Origin of the sequence: Vibrio sp. 14G-20 (assembly GCF_026241515.1) — a bacterium.
In the GTDB taxonomy this organism is placed as follows: Bacteria; Pseudomonadota; Gammaproteobacteria; order Enterobacterales; family Vibrionaceae; genus Vibrio.
This window is the reverse complement of record NZ_JAPHPW010000007.1, coordinates 198582-216589: the sequence shown is the minus strand read 5'-3', so window position 1 is coordinate 216589 and position 18008 is coordinate 198582. Positions and strand designations below refer to the sequence as shown.

Below are 18008 nucleotides of genomic sequence, written 5' to 3'. Positions count from 1 at the left end.
AACAGATGAAAACGCACCAAGCAATTAATTAACGCGAATATTCAGTTCACGCCAAATAGCGAGTTAAAGATAAATGGCTAATCGAAGACAAAGGGTTAGTCGACGATCAACTCAGAAGGGATTTCTATACCCACTTCTTTATAGTAACGAGCAGCACCTGGGTGAAGCGGAACAGGAAGGCCTGCGATCCCTTTCTCAAGTGCCATTGCTTTGGTTGCTTTGTGGATACCTTGTAGGAAAGGTAGGTTTTCATAGATAGCTTTGGTCAGTTGATACACATCTTCTTCAGAAATGTCTTCACGAACCGCTAGGAAGTTAGGTTGGGCAATCGTAGTAATTGGTTTATCGACACCTGGATAAGTGTTTGCTGGGATCTCATACTTGGTCCAAATATTGTAATCACCATTCGCTTGTTTGATTTGTGCATCGGTAAACGACAAGATTTGAATATCTTCACCCAGTGCTGCAAAGGCTTGCGTCACCGCACCAACAGGAACACCAGCAGGCGTGTTCATACCATCAATTGTGCCATTTTGTAATGCGCTCGCACTGCCACCGTAACCCATAAAGGCGAGTTTAAATTGTTCTGGGTCCACGGATAAGCCTTGCATGATTTGACGACCTGAGTTTTCAGTCCCAGAGTTCTTCTTACCGATAGAGAATTTCTTACCGTTTAGGTTCTCTAGATCGCTTACCGTACCTGTTTTTGCTAGATCTGAACGCACAATAAAGTGTTCTACGTTTTGCCATAACATGGAAACTGAACGCAGTTGAGTTTGTCTGCCAGATTTCTCATATGGCCCTAAACCCTGCCAAGCCCAAGCACCATACAAACCTTGTAGAATAGCGAACTGAGCTTCGTTCTCGTTCAACAACTTTACGTTCTCACCCGAGCCCGCAGAGCTGATAGCCGCTAAAGAAAAGTGCTGCTTAGGCGCAAGCTTAACTTTACTCAATGTCGCTAAGGCCACACCTACCGGATAGTAAGTACCACCCGTTGAGGCCGTCGCTAAAATATAGCTGCGATCTTCTTCAGCTGACGCATTACTGATAAGGCCAAGAGAAGCCATTGCTATCGCTAAAGTTTTAACTAGCTTGTTGTATTTCATTGTTACTCTCCATGTAGGGTTATTCAGGTTATATTTTTGTTAACAACAATCACTAGATAGCAAGCACAATGCCAATTTTTAAACTACTGTTTTTATTATAATTTATTTTAAAAGCCACCTAAAGTAAGCCATTTTCTGCTTATTTCACTACTAATGAGTAAGCTATTTTTTGCTTATCCAAAGCCGCAGTTAACATCCCCTTAAAGGTGGTCAGGTCACATCATGTTATATTTATGTGATCAATGTTTATAAAGTGATGAATATACGATGAGCCATTTATTGCTCATCAATATCCAATAAACACGACTGTCAAACCGATCATTGAGAATCGACGTAGTCACTTCGATTCAACCCATAACGCACCATCTTTTGGTTCAATGTTCGACGAGGTAAATCCAAGTCTTGCATAACATCATTGATGCGTCCCTGATAACGCACTAGCGCATCATGAATCACTTTCCGTTCAAAGCTCTGCACTTGAACCGCCAACGGGATGCCTGCCGTTGTGGACTCTGTGACAGAATTAGGACGACACGCCAAAATATCACCAACGGTCAGGCTTTCATCCAGCGCAAAACGAATCGCAACATTACGCAGTTCACGCACATTGCCCGGCCATGCATACGACAACAAGGCATAGCGATCGGCTTCACTGGCCGCTCGGGTTTCGCTGTTCGCATCTTGAGTGAAGTGTTCAAAAAGGATAAGAGCATCGTCTTCTCGTTCACTAAGGGGAGGTAAATGCAGTTGAGCAACGTTCAAACGATAGAAAAGATCTTGGCGAAAGTCCGGATGATTTAAAAGGTCGCATTTCGAAGCTGAAACTATTCTTAAATCAACATGTTGCTGTTGATTACCACCGACACGCTCAACAACATTGTCTTGTAAAGTACGTAGCACTTTGACTTGCATCGACAACGGCATACTTTCTATTTCGTCAAGAAAGACCGTACCTTTGTCGGCAAATTCAAGCTTACCAATGCGTCGTTTAGCAGCACCAGTAAATGCCCCGACTTCATGACCAAACAGCTCGCTTTCAAATAGATTCTCTGGAATCGCACCACAGTTTAGTGGCACAAAAGGATGAGGTTTACGCTGACTAAATTTATGTAAACAAGAGGCAACGAGCTCTTTCCCACAGCCAGTTTCACCATAAATGATCACATTGGTATCAATTGAAGCGACCTTTTGTATTTGTTCTCGTAATGCACACATCACTCTGCTGCGGCCAATCAGAACTTGTTCAATGCCCTTCAGGTTATCCAAATAGCTTTGACGATTTATCCTATCTTGACCACTTTGATGTTTATCTACCGCTTCCGATACCGTTTGAGACAAACGCTCTGGATCGAACGGCTTCTCTATAAAATCATACGCGCCTTGCTGTAATGCCTTAACGGCCATATCGACATCACCATGTCCGGTGATCAAGATAACAGGTACTTCTGGCACCAAATCTTTAAAGCGACTTAACAGTTCAACACCATCAATATCAGGTAAGCGCACATCGCTAATGATGGTCTGAAAATCACCTTCCACGACCGCATCTAACGCGTCTTGTCCAACCTCAAATGCGGTGACATCGAAGCCTGCCAACTGCAACCATTGGCTGGTTGCTTGACGCACAATTGCGTCATCTTCAATCAAAGCAATACGTTGCATGATCTCTTCCCATCGCTTACACCTAAATAATATCGACCACGGTATGTAAAAAAGCCGCAGACTAAAAGGAGCTAGCTCCCACTTTGAATAACACTCCTTTAACAGTTTTATAATGTTTGCTAGCTTCAATTTGTTCCAGATTCAACCTTCCATATGGTAATAAAACGCAGCTTTTCAACTCAATAATTTAAAAAGGATTTAATCAAGAATGGTTAACAAAAATCGATATTGGTTGTTCCTGTTTGCCTGTTTATTGATTGGTTTAGTTCAGGTAACCACCAAAAGTGGCATAAGCCAATGGAAGCTAGAACAAGCTCAGCGTTACGCAGAACAGCGCTTCCTTGGATACATTGCCGAAGCAAGACGCACGCTCAAACGTTTTTACTATTTGCCTTATCTCGTGACGAACGATGAAACCAGCGTGCGTTTTATCGATGGTGACATTCGCCTCCAAAAACACATTAAAAAACAGCTCATTCAGTTAGACAAAGCGGCTAACACCAAAGGATGGTATCTACTTTCCGCAAACGGTGATTTGCTTGTTTCTAGCGTAGAAAGGAACAAACTCAGTAAAAAAAGCGCCAACACTATTGTGTCCAAGATCCACCAGCAAGGCGGTGCGATCTCCCTAGTAACCAAAAATAAAGGCGTCACACCCGATTATTTTATTGCTGCACCCGTTTATCGAGCATCCGATGTGGTAGGCATTGTTGCAGTACAAATTGATTTATCATTACTGATCGACCAATGGTTTGCCGATGGTGAAGCCATCTTGTTTCAAAACCCTCGCGATCAGTTTTTTCTATCGAGTGATCACCGATTGAATGCAGATTGGTTCAATGAAAATTTCACTTCACAACCGCTCGCTACAAAGCATGAGCTATATGATCAAACCCACATTCGAGTATGGCGACTGAAAGATAAAGATTACCTTATTCAATCCATAAAGTTAGACGACCTGAATTGGCGCTTAACCTACCTAACGCCGTTAACCAACCTAAACCAAACCACAAGTTGGATAAGTTGGAGTGTGGCGGTGGGCTGTCTTTTCATTCTGCTGTTGCTGGTTATTCTTTATCAAAGACGTCAGAAAAAGCTCAGTAATTTACGAATACAAAAACTCATCGAAGAGTCGGAAAAGCGTCTGTCTGGGATGATCAATAAAACGCACGTTGGGCTAGTGCTGATCGACAAACATGGTCATATCCATGATATTAACCTCATGGCCAAGAACTACTTCTCACTATCCGATTCAATGATCAGTAACATCAAAGCTTGGCAGTTATTTGAGGCAGGCAATCCAAATTCAACCACCTTGCAATTGCTTCAGAACCTAGAGCAACACCAAGAACTGGCCGAAATAACCAGCGTCGAAACCATGGCAAGGCGCAGCGATGGTAGCTACTTTCCGGTACTGTTTTCTATAAGTGCCTTTCCTTGGCATGCGACCACTTATTATCTGTGTACCGTGATCGATATTAGTAAGCGCAAAAAAGCAGAAATTGCAGTGCAAAACGCTAATAAAACGCTTCAACTACGTGTAGAAGAGCGAACACAAGACCTGAAAGACGCACAACAAGAACTGGTTGAATCAAGCAAACTTGCCGCACTAGGGCGGATGTCGAGTGCGATCACTCATGAGCTTAATCAACCGCTTACTGGTCTAAAAACCCTGCTTTCAAGTAATCAACTACTGATGGAAAGAGGCGAGACCAAGATGTTGAAAGCGAACATGGACTTAGTGATGAGCCTCATCGACAGAATGGCCAACATGACCAGTCAATTGAAGTCGTTCGCATTTAAAAGACTTGAGAAGCCCTATCCAGTTTCACTGACTGACGCACTGCAAGAAACGCTACGAATTCACCAAGCCGAATTAGACAACATCGATATTCGCGTGCGTGTTGCTTCTAATATTTCGATGGTGATGGGAGAAGAGGCGCGACTTCGTCAAGTGCTTGGCAACCTAATCAGAAATGCTGTGGACGCTACGCAGAATCAAACACCCGCGACCATTGTTATCAGCGCACATACCGATCAACAACGCGTGGTCATCAAGGTTCAAGATAACGGTTGTGGTGTGTCTGAAGATCAACTCGAAACCATTTTTGAACCCTTCCATACCAACAAAAAGATGGGCGAAGGCTTGGGGCTCGGGCTGGCTATCACGGCAAACAACGTGCGTGATATGCAAGGTACCTTAATAGCGAAGAACAACTCAGACCAAGGCATGACATTTACGTTAACACTGCAGAACATCGATAGTGAGTAATCACTCACAAAGAGCTTAACGTCACAGTCTATTGATTCGCTAGAACTAAAAAACCGCCCACAGAGGGCGGTTTTGATTCACTTATTGGCGTGTGACTTATTCGCTAATCCGTAACGGCTTACTCAGCTAACTGTTTCAACAAGAGCTCTGTCGGGCGAACAATCGCGATGATCGATTCGTCGTAGATCTTCGCTGATTCAGACAGTATCGCTTGATAGGCGTTCGCGTCTGATGCTCGAACTTTTTCACCCGCTTGTGCTTTAGCAATCAAGGTTAACGCCAAGTCTGCGACTTCCGCGGTTTTCTCGGCGACAATCACAGTTTCTACTGAGGACACATTGCCAGCGAAGACAGTTTTAGCTGCGAGTGCAGACGCTTTCGCTTGCTGATAATGCTCTGCAAGTTGCTCAAGCGCTTGTTGATTACCCGTCGCGACTTCGTTGACCAAATCTTGCATCTCATACACGGCGTAGCTTTCCACTGATAGCGCATCAACAAAGCGGTTTAAGCGCTCGTATTGGCTGTATAAAGTGCCCTTAGGTTCAGTAGAATTCCACTTCTCCCAGTTGCGCGCGTAGTACTGTGCTGGCTCGGTGTACTTGGCAAGCACGCGTAGGTCGTGGATATCTTGGCCTTTTGCAATACGCTTCAACAACATGTCAGCATCCGCATGGTGACGCAGCCCAACCGACACTTCAGACCATGTATCCATCGCTTTCATGCGCTTGTACATGCTGCGTTCGTCCGTCAATTCCGCATCTGACCAGAAGCGCTCTGCAATCGCATAGCTGCGTGGCCATAGGTAGTTTTCGACTGTGAGGCTATCTTTATTTTCTAGCCACATGGTGATCTCGCCGCCCAAGATAAGCTCTTTTTCTTTATCCGTTAATTCTGCAGGGTAACCACCATTTGGTTCAGGAATCACGCTGCCTTCAACATCACTGCTCGCAATCACTTCACCTGTAGTTGGCCAACGCACATTACCGACCAATTGGTAACTGCCTTCGGCAAAACCCTTTTGATTCAAGTTTAGGTTGAACTCGGTGTACGACATGAAGTTATCGAAGTGACCAACAAAGGTTTTACCCGGCACATAATCAAGGATGTAAATCTCTTCACGAGACTTGCCATTGTAATCACTGAATGCGCGGAAAGTGCCGTCTTTCGCTTCAATGATAGTCAGTGTTCCCTTACGTGGGCCGCCTTTTGAACGTGGCTTCTCCCATTGATACGTGACGAACTTTTCGCCACTGTGCAACTTATCATCAACAGTAATGCCACTTGGCATTGGGTCATTGCGATAGTGGTAGCTAGTCGGCTGAGGTTGATCTAGGTAGTAACCGGTAGACAGGATGCCTGGGTAACCCTCTTTTGCCGCTCGACCGATACTGTCGTGCCCTTGCCAGCTTTGAATCACGATTGAAGTCGGCAGATCTTTATGCCAAATCTCATCCCAACCGGTCATCTTCTTACCGCGCTCTTCGAGCATCTTCTCAACTTTTACATTGAGGTAAGACTGCAAACCACGCTCGCCATCGATATTGTTCTCTTCAATAAACTGTTGATGCTTTTCGCTGTTTTTCCACTGCGCATAATTCGGCTCATCGCCGCCAATGTGGAAGTACTCATCTGGGAACAGCTCGGTCACTTCGTCAAACACATCACCTAGCATCTCATAGACTTCTGGGTTCAGTGGATCCATGAGCGGTTCAAACACGCCCCAGCCTCTTTCTTGCTCATAGTTTTGCCCTTCACCGCCAGACATCAAACGCGGGTATGCATGAGCAACCGCAGAAGAGTGACCCGGAAGAGACACCTCTGGAATCACACGAATACCGAGGTTACGCGCGTATTCAACTAGGTAGCGAACTTGGTCTTTGGTGTAGTAATTACCATCAGCAGTCTCAGACCACAGGCGCGGCCAAGATTCAGTTTGAATGCGAATGCCTTGGTCGTCCCAGAAGTGCCAATGGAATACGTTCATCTTCGCCGACGCCATCGCATCTAACTGACGAATAAGTACATCGAATTCAATAAAGTGACGTGACGTGTCGTAAGAAACACCACGCCAGCGGAAACGAGGCTCATCGACAATCGTGACAGCAGGAATATGGTAGCCAGTCGCTGTGGTTTCAACGAGCTGTAAAAGGGTTTCGATGCCGTGGATAACGCCATATGGGCTTGGAGAACTCAGCGTGATTTGTTCACCCTGAGTGGTAATTTTGTAGGACTCTACAGAGTCGATGTTCTGTACTTCAGACTTTGGCGCCGCGTCGATATCAATGATCAGGTTCGCTTCGTCTGCACTACCAACCTGCCAATTTAGAATCGGCACACCCGTCTGACGCTCAAGGCGATCAATAAAGCGTTTCGCCGTGTATTCAACGCGATCAGAATTAAAGCCTTTGATGTAAACCTTGAAGTTACCGTCGACCTTAACTTGCCCAGCTTTCAGCTCGACCGTTTGTGGGTACGGCATTAAATTTAGATCGGTATTTGGAGCCATTGCTAACGCCATTGGGGACACTACTGAACCTGAAATCAATAGGGATAATATAGTTTTTTTCATTATTAGTTTTCCTATATAAATATGGTTCTGTTTTGTTTCTCGGAGGCGATTCACAAAACAGAACCATCAGCCACTGCTATTGCTCGTTATCTCTCATTCGAAAGGTTGTTATCGCTAGTTCAAAAGCTTATTGCTCGTTAACAAGAGCGACCGCTTCACGAACCAATACTGCAATCTCATCCCATTGCTCGTTCTCGATCATCTTTGGCGACACCATCCAAGTACCACCACAGCACACCACGCGATCCACTGCTAAGTAGTCATTCACGTTGTGTTTACCGATACCGCCCGTTGGCATTAAAGACACATCAACATATGGCGCTAACAGAGACTTCACCATGTTGATGCCGCCAGACGCTTCTGCCGGGAAGAACTTCAAGAAGTTAAGGCCAAGCTCTAACGCTTGCTCTACTTGGCTTGGGTTGTTTACGCCCGGAACGATTGGCATACCGATTTCTTGGCAACGTTTTACGGTGTTTGGGTTCAGGCCCGGAGCTACGATGAATTCGCTGCCCGACTCTTTCGCAAGGTCGATCTGCGCTAGCGTTAATACTGTGCCAGCACCGATACACATCTCTGGGTACGCATCGCGCATCGCACGAATCGCGTCTGCTGCCGCTTCAGTACGGAATGTGACTTCAGCCACTGGCAGGCCGTTTTCTACCAACACTTTTGCCAGTGGAATCGCGTGTTCAACCTTGTTGATTTGGATAACAGGAATAACTTTGAATTGCTTAAGTTTGTTGATCATTTCTTGAGACATAATAATTCCGCTTTTTATTTTATTTTTTAATCAGTTGGCTCATAGCGCTCACGGGGATGATTGCGCCAGAGTATTGAATAACGATGGAAGCCAGTTGGTGGCCAAGTTCGGCTGCGTCGGTGGCGCTCTCGCCAGTAAGACGCGCAGCTAAATAACCCGCGGCGAATGAATCGCCCGCCGCGCAGGTGTCGACCACGTTAGAAACACGAGTCGCTGAGACATAACTCTCAACAATGTTGCCCTGTTCAACTTGAACAATCTTGCATGGTTCACAGCCACGTTTGATGACGATCTCTTGGCAACCCAAACGCAGGCAGCGTTGTTGAACGCTCTCTGAGTTACCCCAAACCAGCAGATCGTCGTCTTCAGTAATCAAGGCGATGTCCACCAGCGGCAGTAACTTGGCGTACCAATGTTGAGCTTGCTCGGTGCTCCAAAGTTGCGGGCGATAGTTGTTATCAAAAATCACCTTGCCGCCTTGGTTTGAGAACACGCTAATGGCTTTGAATAGATGCTCGCGAGAGGCATCATCCAAAATCGCGATACTGATACCGCTGATGTAAACCGCATCGACTTGTTTCTCGGTCAGGGCGATTTCAAGCTTATTCAAGTCATTAGCATGGAAGTAAGATTTTACTGCTGCGTCGTTGCGCCAGTAATGAAAGTGTCGCTCGCCAGTCTCGTCGGTTTCGACCATGTAGAGTCCAGGAAGCTTGTTCGCGATGCGTTCAACGAAATTGGTTTGAATACCTTCTAACTGCCAGCTATCAATCATATTTTGAGACAGTTCATCACTGCCAAGACCTGTCGCGTAGTGCACTGAGAGGTTTTGATGTTGGGTTAAGCGAGAAAGGTAAAGCGCGGTATTGAGCGTGTCACCGCCGAATTTTTTGGTTAATGGAGAGCCGCTGATTTCGACCATGCACTCACCAAAGAAAGCAATATTGAAGTTAGAAGATGCAGGCATAGCCGATCCTAAAAATAGAGATAATTGACTTTAGAAAAGGCCCTACCGTTAAGCAGGGCCTGAATTAAGCAAACCAGTTGTGAAGACTAGGTTTAGCTTGTTTGATTTACAGGACGTTGAGGTGCCGCCTCTTCTTCAAGTACGCCAGTCTCAGACATTTCCATCTCCATCAGAGCACGCTCATCATCAAGAATCGCTTTTGCCATTTCAGGTGTTACTTGGTTAGCCGGAGTACATAGACTCACAACTACACCTGCCGTTAGAGCAAACAGACAAGAAGGAATTACAGGGTTACCCCAGAAGGCTGTGTAGTCAGCGTTTAGCATTACTACGAATGAAGCTACAGATGCACCCGCTAGCGTAGCAAGCGCACCCTGCCAGTTGTAACGTTTCCAGAATCGACCCAACATACCGCACACAAACATGCCCGACATTACGGTTGAAATCATTTTCGTGATGTAGCCAATGATGTCGTTTGACGTTAATGCGAACAGCAGTGCAAAACCAATCACCACAATCAGTGCCAAGCGAGAATAGTTCACCATTGACTCTTTATTTGGTACGCGGCCAGTGAACATCACGTAAACATCACGAAGTAGGATAGAAACACCTGCTATCGCATCTGAACTTGCGCTCGACATGGTTGCAGAAAGACCCGCGATAAGAACAATCATGCCAACGCCAACCGGAAGAACCGTTGCAGCAACATAAGGGAACGAGTAGTTCGCGTTATCCAATGATGGGTCAATGGCATGTGCTGCCATACCAATGATTGCAGGGATGATTGAGAAGAAAAGGTACAACACACCCGATGCAACAAATGAGCGACGAACGGTTGATACGTCTTTACCCGAGTAGATACGTTGACGGAATGAAGGCGTCGCAAGAACACCCACACCAATAACCACAGCCAGAGAAACAGCAGGCAGAAGACCCAGTTTATCGATTGCTAAAAAGCTCGTAGCAGCAGGGTCCATCGCAGCGTAAAGGTTATCCATGCCGCCGATGTAATCAACTGACATTACTGCCATCAAGATGAAGCCAGCAAAAAGAATGATCGCTTGAATGGTATCGGTCCACACAACCGCAGTGTAACCACCGATCACCACGTAAATAGTAAATGCTGCAGCAATAATGATTTTCGCTAGGTTGAGATCGATGTCTGCAATCCACGCTAAGTACATGCCACCACCCAGAATGTGAGCGCCTAACCAACCAATTGAAGCGACAAAGATCAGTACACCTACAACGTTTTTCACGATGCGGTTAGCGCCAACATAGTAAGCCAGCTCTTCACTCATGGTCATGAAGTTCAGTTTACGAACCGGAGCAAACCAAAGTGCAAGTAATAGGATGCCTATCGCACCACCAATGCCGTACAGAGCACCTGCCCAGCCATTTGCGTAGCCGAAGCCAACCGCACCCATACTTGAACCCGTACCGACCATCGTCGCTACTGTTGTACCAAGTACTAAGAACATAGGTAGGCCACGGCCACCTAATAAGAAATCTTCGCCAGATTTTTGATTACGCGAGACAAACCAGCCTAACCAAATTAAAAAACATACGTACACGCCGAAGCCTGTAAGAAAAAGTGTGCTGTTCATTTGACACCTCTCAGTGAAATATTGAGTTCATTCTTGAACTTTATTTATGATTCATTCATTTTATATTTCATATAATTACTTTATTGATTTTATCTTTTTTAATTAAAGTAATTTTTATAAATGTAGGGTGAGAGTATTAAAGGATAATAACAGGGATGACTAACCCCTAATACTCTCTAAGTAGGTAATTGTGATTAGGTTATTACTATCCGCGATCGGCGCGGTAGCAAGTCACATCTACTTCAACCTTCACGTCTACAACTAAGTCGCAAACCATGCAGATACGAGCTGGTGGGTTAGCACCGAAGAACTCTTTGAATACCTTATTAAAAGATTGGAAGTAACGAGAGTCCGTTAGCACAACCTTTACGTGCATTACGTCTTCTAGGCCGTAGCCCGCTTCAGTCATGATATCGACACAGTTTTGGATCGCTAGGCGAGACTGGTCAACAATGCCACCCTCAACCACTTCACCATCTGTCATCGGTGTCTGGCCAGAAACGTATAGGAAACCACCTGCTTCAGTTGCACGTGCAAATGGTAAATGTTGTCCGCCTGTACCTGTACCGCCTTCAACACCGTAACGTTTAATAGTCATTTTTTAACTCCACTTATTTATAGATCATATTGGGTTTATAGATAACATTGGCTTTATAGATAAAACAGTTTCTATTCCAATATATTTAAATTAATTCGCCGTTTTTATAATCACCTGAATTTAATAAATAATTTAAATTCTAGTTTCGGTAAATAAAAACGCCTGAACGATTATTTCTTACTTTTCCTTGCTGGTAAGTTAACTCACCATTTACAAATACACTTTCTATTCCTTCAGCAACTGAAATAGGATTTTCAAATGTTGCTGTGTCTTTAATATTCTTTGGATCAAATAAAACTAAATCGGCAAAGGCACCACAGCGAACTTCGCCTCGACCCGCTAAGTTGTAACGCTGAGCCGACATTCCGGTCATCTTGTGAATCGCTTCTGGCAACGAGAACAGTTTTTCGTCTCGGCAATAGTGACCCAACACTTTCGGGAAGGTGCCCCACAATCTTGGGTGTGGATGCGGGTCATTAGGTAAACCGTCTGAGCCGACCATGGTCAGTTTGTACTTCAATACGCGCTTTACGTCGTTCTCATCCATGCAGTGATAAACCGCGCCCGCTGGTTGAAGCGCTTTTGCTGCGTCCATCAACGGTAGATTCATTTCATCAGCAATCTGCTTAAGCGTTTTGCCTGCGTGTTCTGGTTTTGCTTCAGACCAAGTGATGAAAATGTCGAAATCGTCTGTCACCTGTTTCAAGTCTAATGTCGAAGAGCTTGCTGAGTATGGGTAGCAGTCACAAGACACATCTTGGTGCTCAGAAACCTTGTCCATCAAATCAAGAACTTCAACGGTTCTGCCCCAGTTGCCCGCACCTGCACATTTAAGGTGAGAGATAACAACGGGCACTTTCGCGTATTGTCCTGTCTCAAACGCCTCTTCCATCGCGCTTAAGATCTCTTCAAATTCGGTACGCATATGCGTGGTATAGATACCGCCGTGACTAGAAAGCACTTTCGCCAACTGCATCACTTCGTTGGCATTCGCTTGTTTCGCACTTGCGTAAGCCAAACCCGAGCTCAAACCTAATGCGCCTTGCGCCATCGCCAAATCAAGGTTGGTTTGCATGGCTGCGATTTCGTCTTCGCTTGCAGTGCGTTGCAGGTCGTCCATCACTTGGTTACGCAATGTCGTATGGCCAACTAACGCTGCGACGTTTACTGCCGGTTGAGCTTGCTCTACTGCTTGTGCATACGCGGCGAAAGTTGGGTATTTAAAGTCAGCTTGTGCGCCTAACAGATTCATTGGGTCAGGAGGATCGCCAGCCAAAACCGTTGGCGATGCGCTGATACCACAGTTACCAACAATCACGGTTGTGACACCTTGGCTGATCTTAGGTAGGCAGTCTGGGTAACGAATTACATTGGTATCGTCGTGTGTGTGTACATCGATGAATCCAGGAGCCAATGCTAAGCCAGCTCCCTCAACCAACTGACTACAATCTTCATGATCGATTTTGCCAATTTCGGCGATTTTTCCATCTCGGATTGCTACATCGGCACAAAACGATTGTTCGCCGGTGCCATCAAACACCTCTACATTTTTAATTATCGTATCGAACAACATTTCTCACTCTCTCAATCCACTGTGTTGATGGAGCTATATTAGAAATTCAGCCGATTATTTTCAGTGACAAAACACACATAATATTTTAATTTGTGTGATAGTTTCTACCACAAAACAGATTATGGATATATTTAAACATTAAATAACAACAACTTAAATCATGTTAGGGATCAGCAATGAAGCATAACTCGGCACAAAAAGATGTTATAAAGTATCAAAACGATAGTTTTTTCTTGACTGAAAAAGGCCAAAAAGGGAGAGCAATATCACAATCTGAGAACGGTATTTATCGACTGGTTGATGAAGATGTTTCACTTCCGGTTGCAGTTATCAAACAATCGGCATTGACCAATAACCTAGATTGGATGCAATCTTTCGCCGATCATCATCAGGTTAAATTGTCGCCACACGGAAAAACCTCCATGACCCCCGATTTCTTCCGCCAACAACTAGAAAACGGCGCTTGGGGTATTACAGTCGCGACGCCTGCTCAGGCCGAAATTGCGGCTATGGCGGGTGCAAAACGTATCATCATGGCTAACCAATTGGTGGGCAAAACCAACATGGCGATCATCGAACAACTTATTCGCGAGTTTGATGTCGATTTCTATTGTTGTGTGGATTCCTCAGTAAACGTGCAGCAACTTAACCAATATTTCGCCAATACAAAGCAGACGCTAAAAGTACTGATCGAGTTTGGTGTACCGAGTGGTCGTTGTGGGTGTCGTTCACCACAAGAAGTTCTAGAACTGGCTCAAACCATCCAAGACACACCAGCCCTTTCGCTGGCAGGCATTGAGGTGTACGAAGGTGTGATTCACGGTGACAATGCAGAACAAGACATTCGTGCCTTCTTAAATCAGGCGCTCACTTCGGTCGAAAGCCTCGCATCAGATGGCCTAATTGCAGGGCAACCTATCATCACGGGCGCAGGATCTGCTTGGTATGATGTGGTGGCAGAGTGCTTGGCGAACCTAACCGATTACTTGGCGATTATCCGACCGGGTTGTTATGCCATTCACGATACTGGGATCTACCTAGACGCACAAAGCAAGGTGTTGCAACGTGCCCAAGTAAACCAAGGTTACGCGTGTGAATTTGGGGGTGACTTAGAATCGGCACTTGAGGTGTGGGCTTATGTTATCTCTCGTCCAGAGCCGACCAAGTTAGTCGTGGGGCTAGGCAAGCGTGATGTGGCCTTTGATGCGGGTTTACCGATCGCCGAGCGCGGCTATCGCAATGGTGAAGCTATATCAGTGAAAGGCTTAACCTCTACTGCCGTGATGGATCAACATACCTTTGTTGAAACCGATGGTTCTTCTGAAATTGAAGTGGGCGACATGATTGCTTTCTCGACCTCACACCCGTGTTTAACCTTCGACAAATGGCGCTACATTGCTATCAGCGATGACGAACATCAGGTGACCAAATGGGTGGAAACCTGTTTCTAGGTCGATTTTTCAATAAGCTAGAATCAACGAAGCAATAAGATATACTAACGGGGCTAAGGCTTAGCTTTAAATGGATTAGTTCTGAAAAGCTTGGTTCTTACGAGTTAGGTTCTTAAAAACTAAGTAACAACGATTAGCCCCATCAACAAAGGATCAGGATTCTTGAGTTTAGAAGTAGATATCATTTCACAGATAACAGAGCGTTTTCCTGTTCTTCGTGATGCAGAAAAGAAAGTCGCCAAGTTGATCATGGACGACATTGATTTTGCTGCCAATGCCAGCATTACAGAACTTGCTGAAGGTGCTCAAGTAAGTGAAGCCACCATCACACGTTTTGCTAAAGCGATCGGCTGTAACAACGTACGTGATATGAAGATTAAGTTGGCTCAGACACTAACCGTTGGCCAGCGCTTTATCCTTGAGCCTGTTGACCAAACGGGTTATCAAGGTATCTACGAATCGATCAAGCAGAGCCTAGACATCAACCGCACTCTGTTCAAAGAACAAGACGTTGAAACCGCAGTCAGCTGGCTGCATAACGCCAGACAGATCATTGCTATCGGCATGGGTGGTGGTTCAACCATTGCTTCTCAAGAACTGCAACATCGACTGTTTCGTTTAGGCTACCCAGTGGTATCGTACAACGATGGCTTGATGTCACGTATGGTTGCCGCCACGGCAGATGCCAATGACGTGATGGTGATGATTTCAGCGACAGGCTTTACGCCAGTGATCACCGAAACCGCCGAATTAGCCAAGCAGTACGGACTTAAGATCATAGCGATTACCCCACAAGACACACCGCTGGCAAAGATTGCGAATATTGTTTTGCCAATCAAACATATGGAAACCGACTTCATCTACAAACCGTCGGCTTCTCGCTACGCCATGTTGGCGCTAGTGGATGTGCTTTCTATGGGGATCGCAGTCAATCATAAAAACCGTTCGCGCGACAAACTGCGTCGTTTGAAGGTTGCGCTCGATTCTTACCGAGGCGGTGGCGACCGACAGCCTCTCGGTGATTAACGAATCAAGGATAGAATGGGCTTAAATTCACGCGCGCGGCAGTCCTTTACCAGTTCGTATAAGCTCATTTCCAATCCTGTGATTTGGATACCAGCATCTGTTAATCGGCGGATTGCCAGATTCTTGTTGAGCGCCGTTCGCGAGCTAACACAGTCGCCAACTACCTGAACCTTGTACCCAAGTTCCAACAACCCCATTGCGGTTTGATAAACACAAATATGAGCCTCAATACCACACACTAACCAAGTCTCTACATCCTTGGCTTGAACCGCCTCAACAAACTTGGGCTCATCACACGCGTTGAAAGTGAATTTAGGTATCGGCTTAGAATCACTCAACAGATCATTAAGTTCGTCGACCGTAGCACCTAACTTTTGTGGGTTCTGCTCCAAGCTAATAATTGGCAGCCCCAAAATCTGCGCGCCCTTAATCAACTTTCCACAGTTAGAGGTCAGCGTATCGCTCTCATCAACAAGGCGTGCAAGCTTGCCTTGTACGTCCACAACCACCAAGCCTGTCTTTACTCGGTTTAACATCCAACTCTCCTTGTTATCACTAAAAACAGCGTACTGATCTGCTCTCAATAAACACCGAAATAAATACTACAATAAAACAAATGAATAATTAGTTATTCGCTATTTTTCAAACAGTTAGAAAAAATAGCCTTACCTAAAAGTTTAAAAAACATCGTTTTATTTAGCAGATTTAACCATTTGTCAATATATGAATTTTATTTATAAACAATATAACCAATAAATATTTCGTTAGCTCTTGATAAATCAAGGGGCGCAGGTAATCACGTTATCAATGAAAAAATAGGTTTCATTTGTGAGGGTATTATAAATCAATCATCAGCGATACCGTGATTTGCATCACAGGATGAGTAAACAAGGTATTATCATGAAAAAATCAGCATTAGCACTCGGCTTAATCGGTTTAGTTTCACTTCCAACTTTTGCAGCAGGTATCGATGGTGGCGCATACGTAGGTGGCGGACTTAGCGTCTATCAAGGCTCAGACACTGATAGTGCTCCAAGCTTAGATTCTAGCGGCATGGGCTACAACCTATACGGAGGTTACCAATTTAATCGTATCGTTGGCGTGGAGCTTGGCTACAACGATTACGCAGACTACAAAAACAGCACAGACAAACTTTCACCAAGGTCTATTTCTGTATCAGCAAATGTCGGTTATACGTTCGACAACACCATTCGTCCATTTGTACTTGCAGGTTTGAGTTCTGTCGACCTCAATGCAAACAGCGGCGCTGGATACAATGATGATAGCGGCACAGGCTTCCACTTTGGTGTTGGTGTTGAATACACACCGGTTGAGCACTTAACACTTCGCCTGATTTCGCAAGCAGACGCAGTAAGCGTAGAAGACTCTTATCAAATTAGTGGCTCTACGATCTCAACTGACGACCACACTCTAGCGTTCAACAGTGTGAGCTTCGGTGGTTCATACGACTTCTAATATTCACCCCAAACGACTACGTCGTAAGTAAGTAGCTCAAATTCACTTTGCTACTCTGCTCGTTGATAAGGCAGCACAGTAAAGTGAATTTTTGTATCTATGTAACGATTCAGCTTACAAAGCCATACAGTAATGAGCAAAAGACTCAGGGATAATTGTCGCAACGGTCGAGAGGCGACGAGCCAACAACTAATAAAAATCGACAGTAACCGACAATCACATTTGAAGACATGACAGAGTGAGTAACAAAGATGAACAAGATAACAAAATCAGCATTAGCACTGAGTTTAATCAGCGCAGTTTCTCTTCCAGCTTTAGCCGCAGGTACTGACGGCGGTGCTTACATTGGTGGTGGTCTTAGTATCTACCAAGATTCTGATACCGATGGTCAAGGCAGTTTAGATTCAGACGGTATGGGCTACAACCTATATGGCGGCTACCAATTCAACCGCATCGTAGGTGTTGAACTTGGCTACAACGATTACGCAGACTACAAAAAAGGGGCGGCAAAACTGTCTCCGACGTCTATTTCTTTGTCAGCAAATCTTGGTTACACATTCGACAACACAATCCGCCCATTCGTATTGGCTGGTTTAAGCTCTGTTGATCTAAATGCAAACAAGAGTGCTGGTTACAATGATGATAGCGGTACTGGTCTCCATTTTGGTGTGGGTGTTGAATACACGCCAATCGAGCATCTAACACTACGTTTAATTTCACAAGCAGACGCTGTTAGTGTTGAGAACTACTACATTGGCAACAACAGTTCATTGAAAACTGAAGACAAAACACTTGCCTTCAACAGCATTAGCTTCGGTGGTTCATACAACTTCTAATGTGATTGAACCACATAGAATAAGCTGAACATACTAATTCACTTTGCTGTTCCACCTTGTCATGAAGGTCACTCAGTAAAGTGAATTTTTTGTTTCTAC

Annotated in this window: 14 protein-coding genes; 5 read left to right on the top strand and 9 right to left on the bottom strand. The window is 45.0% G+C overall.

What is annotated here, in order from left to right; genetic code table 11:
- Positions 1-95: 95 nt before the first annotated feature.
- Both OQJ75_RS08860 and OQJ75_RS08855 read right to left on the bottom strand, forming a co-directional pair.
- Complete coding sequence (locus tag OQJ75_RS08860) at positions 96-1109, bottom strand: TAXI family TRAP transporter solute-binding subunit (RefSeq protein WP_010432072.1); 1014 nt, start codon at positions 1107-1109, stop codon at positions 96-98.
- Positions 1110-1427: 318 nt separating this feature from the next.
- Positions 1428-2771 (bottom strand): sigma-54-dependent transcriptional regulator, encoded by a 1344-nt coding sequence (locus tag OQJ75_RS08855; RefSeq protein WP_265972327.1) that lies wholly within the window; start codon positions 2769-2771, stop codon positions 1428-1430.
- A gap of 208 nt (positions 2772-2979) precedes the next feature.
- Here OQJ75_RS08855 and OQJ75_RS08850 point away from each other — a divergent pair, with 208 nt between their 5' ends.
- On the top strand, positions 2980-5043 hold the full coding sequence (locus OQJ75_RS08850) for an ATP-binding protein (protein WP_265972329.1): 2064 nt from the start codon (positions 2980-2982) through the stop codon (positions 5041-5043).
- 118 nt (positions 5044-5161) lie between these two features.
- Here OQJ75_RS08850 and OQJ75_RS08845 read toward each other — a convergent pair whose 3' ends face one another.
- The 6 genes from OQJ75_RS08845 to OQJ75_RS08820 all read right to left on the bottom strand — a co-directional run bounded on the left by OQJ75_RS08845 (position 5162) and on the right by OQJ75_RS08820 (position 13120).
- Positions 5162-7612 (bottom strand): family 20 glycosylhydrolase, encoded by a 2451-nt coding sequence (locus OQJ75_RS08845; RefSeq protein WP_265972331.1) that lies wholly within the window; start codon positions 7610-7612, stop codon positions 5162-5164.
- A 127-nt stretch (positions 7613-7739) separates the two neighbouring features.
- Positions 7740-8375 (bottom strand): bifunctional 4-hydroxy-2-oxoglutarate aldolase/2-dehydro-3-deoxy-phosphogluconate aldolase, encoded by a 636-nt coding sequence (locus OQJ75_RS08840; protein WP_065206562.1) that lies wholly within the window; start codon positions 8373-8375, stop codon positions 7740-7742.
- A 19-nt stretch (positions 8376-8394) separates the two neighbouring features.
- Positions 8395-9342 (bottom strand): sugar kinase, encoded by a 948-nt coding sequence (locus OQJ75_RS08835; protein ID WP_265972333.1) that lies wholly within the window; start codon positions 9340-9342, stop codon positions 8395-8397.
- Positions 9343-9434: 92 nt separating this feature from the next.
- Complete coding sequence (locus OQJ75_RS08830) at positions 9435-10949, bottom strand: sodium:solute symporter family protein (protein WP_265972335.1); 1515 nt, start codon at positions 10947-10949, stop codon at positions 9435-9437.
- Between the two features lie 205 nt (positions 10950-11154).
- The gene (locus tag OQJ75_RS08825) at positions 11155-11547 is read right to left on the bottom strand and encodes a RidA family protein (RefSeq protein WP_004732497.1); all 393 of its coding nucleotides are present in this window, start codon (positions 11545-11547) and stop codon (positions 11155-11157) included.
- A gap of 139 nt (positions 11548-11686) precedes the next feature.
- Positions 11687-13120 carry an N-acyl-D-amino-acid deacylase family protein gene (locus tag OQJ75_RS08820; RefSeq protein ID WP_265972341.1) on the bottom strand — a complete coding sequence of 478 codons (1434 nt, stop codon included), beginning with the start codon at positions 13118-13120 and terminating at the stop codon, positions 11687-11689.
- A 176-nt stretch (positions 13121-13296) separates the two neighbouring features.
- Between OQJ75_RS08820 and OQJ75_RS08815 the strand changes: the two genes are divergently transcribed.
- Both OQJ75_RS08815 and OQJ75_RS08810 read left to right on the top strand, forming a co-directional pair.
- Positions 13297-14571 (top strand): amino acid deaminase, encoded by a 1275-nt coding sequence (locus OQJ75_RS08815; RefSeq protein ID WP_265972343.1) that lies wholly within the window; start codon positions 13297-13299, stop codon positions 14569-14571.
- A gap of 162 nt (positions 14572-14733) precedes the next feature.
- Complete coding sequence (locus OQJ75_RS08810; RefSeq protein WP_265972344.1) at positions 14734-15597, top strand: MurR/RpiR family transcriptional regulator; 864 nt, start codon at positions 14734-14736, stop codon at positions 15595-15597.
- Here OQJ75_RS08810 and OQJ75_RS08805 read toward each other — a convergent pair.
- Entirely contained in the window at positions 15594-16133 is a 540-nt protein-coding gene (locus OQJ75_RS08805) for a hydrolase (RefSeq protein ID WP_265972346.1), read from the bottom strand. The genes OQJ75_RS08810 and OQJ75_RS08805 overlap by 4 nt on opposite strands.
- A gap of 364 nt (positions 16134-16497) precedes the next feature.
- Here OQJ75_RS08805 and OQJ75_RS08800 point away from each other — a divergent pair, with 364 nt between their 5' ends.
- Together OQJ75_RS08800 and OQJ75_RS08795 are read left to right on the top strand one after the other, a co-directional pair.
- Positions 16498-17073: a porin family protein gene (locus OQJ75_RS08800; RefSeq protein ID WP_416340671.1), complete on the top strand. Its 576-nt coding sequence runs from the start codon at positions 16498-16500 to the stop codon at positions 17071-17073.
- A 251-nt stretch (positions 17074-17324) separates the two neighbouring features.
- Entirely contained in the window at positions 17325-17909 is a 585-nt protein-coding gene (locus OQJ75_RS08795; RefSeq protein ID WP_265972349.1) for a porin family protein, read from the top strand.
- Positions 17910-18008: the final 99 nt, after the last annotated feature.

What these genes read in the sequence shown, in the direction of transcription:
- OQJ75_RS08860 (WP_010432072.1), bottom strand. Translation starts at nt 1,109, where the DNA reads ATGAAATACAACAAGCTAGTTAAAACTTTAGCGATAGCAATGGCTTCT.
- OQJ75_RS08855 (WP_265972327.1), bottom strand. Translation starts at nt 2,771, where the DNA reads ATGCAACGTATTGCTTTGATTGAAGATGACGCAATTGTGCGTCAAGCA.
- OQJ75_RS08850 (WP_265972329.1), top strand. Translation starts at nt 2,980, where the DNA reads ATGGTTAACAAAAATCGATATTGGTTGTTCCTGTTTGCCTGTTTATTG.
- OQJ75_RS08845 (WP_265972331.1), bottom strand. Translation starts at nt 7,612, where the DNA reads ATGAAAAAAACTATATTATCCCTATTGATTTCAGGTTCAGTAGTGTCC.
- OQJ75_RS08840 (WP_065206562.1), bottom strand. Translation starts at nt 8,375, where the DNA reads ATGTCTCAAGAAATGATCAACAAACTTAAGCAATTCAAAGTTATTCCT.
- OQJ75_RS08835 (WP_265972333.1), bottom strand. Translation starts at nt 9,342, where the DNA reads ATGCCTGCATCTTCTAACTTCAATATTGCTTTCTTTGGTGAGTGCATG.
- OQJ75_RS08830 (WP_265972335.1), bottom strand. Translation starts at nt 10,949, where the DNA reads ATGAACAGCACACTTTTTCTTACAGGCTTCGGCGTGTACGTATGTTTT.
- OQJ75_RS08825 (WP_004732497.1), bottom strand. Translation starts at nt 11,547, where the DNA reads ATGACTATTAAACGTTACGGTGTTGAAGGCGGTACAGGTACAGGCGGA.
- OQJ75_RS08820 (WP_265972341.1), bottom strand. Translation starts at nt 13,120, where the DNA reads ATGTTGTTCGATACGATAATTAAAAATGTAGAGGTGTTTGATGGCACC.
- OQJ75_RS08815 (WP_265972343.1), top strand. Translation starts at nt 13,297, where the DNA reads ATGAAGCATAACTCGGCACAAAAAGATGTTATAAAGTATCAAAACGAT.
- OQJ75_RS08805 (WP_265972346.1), bottom strand. Translation starts at nt 16,133, where the DNA reads ATGTTAAACCGAGTAAAGACAGGCTTGGTGGTTGTGGACGTACAAGGC.
- OQJ75_RS08800 (WP_416340671.1), top strand. Translation starts at nt 16,498, where the DNA reads ATGAAAAAATCAGCATTAGCACTCGGCTTAATCGGTTTAGTTTCACTT.
- OQJ75_RS08795 (WP_265972349.1), top strand. Translation starts at nt 17,325, where the DNA reads ATGAACAAGATAACAAAATCAGCATTAGCACTGAGTTTAATCAGCGCA.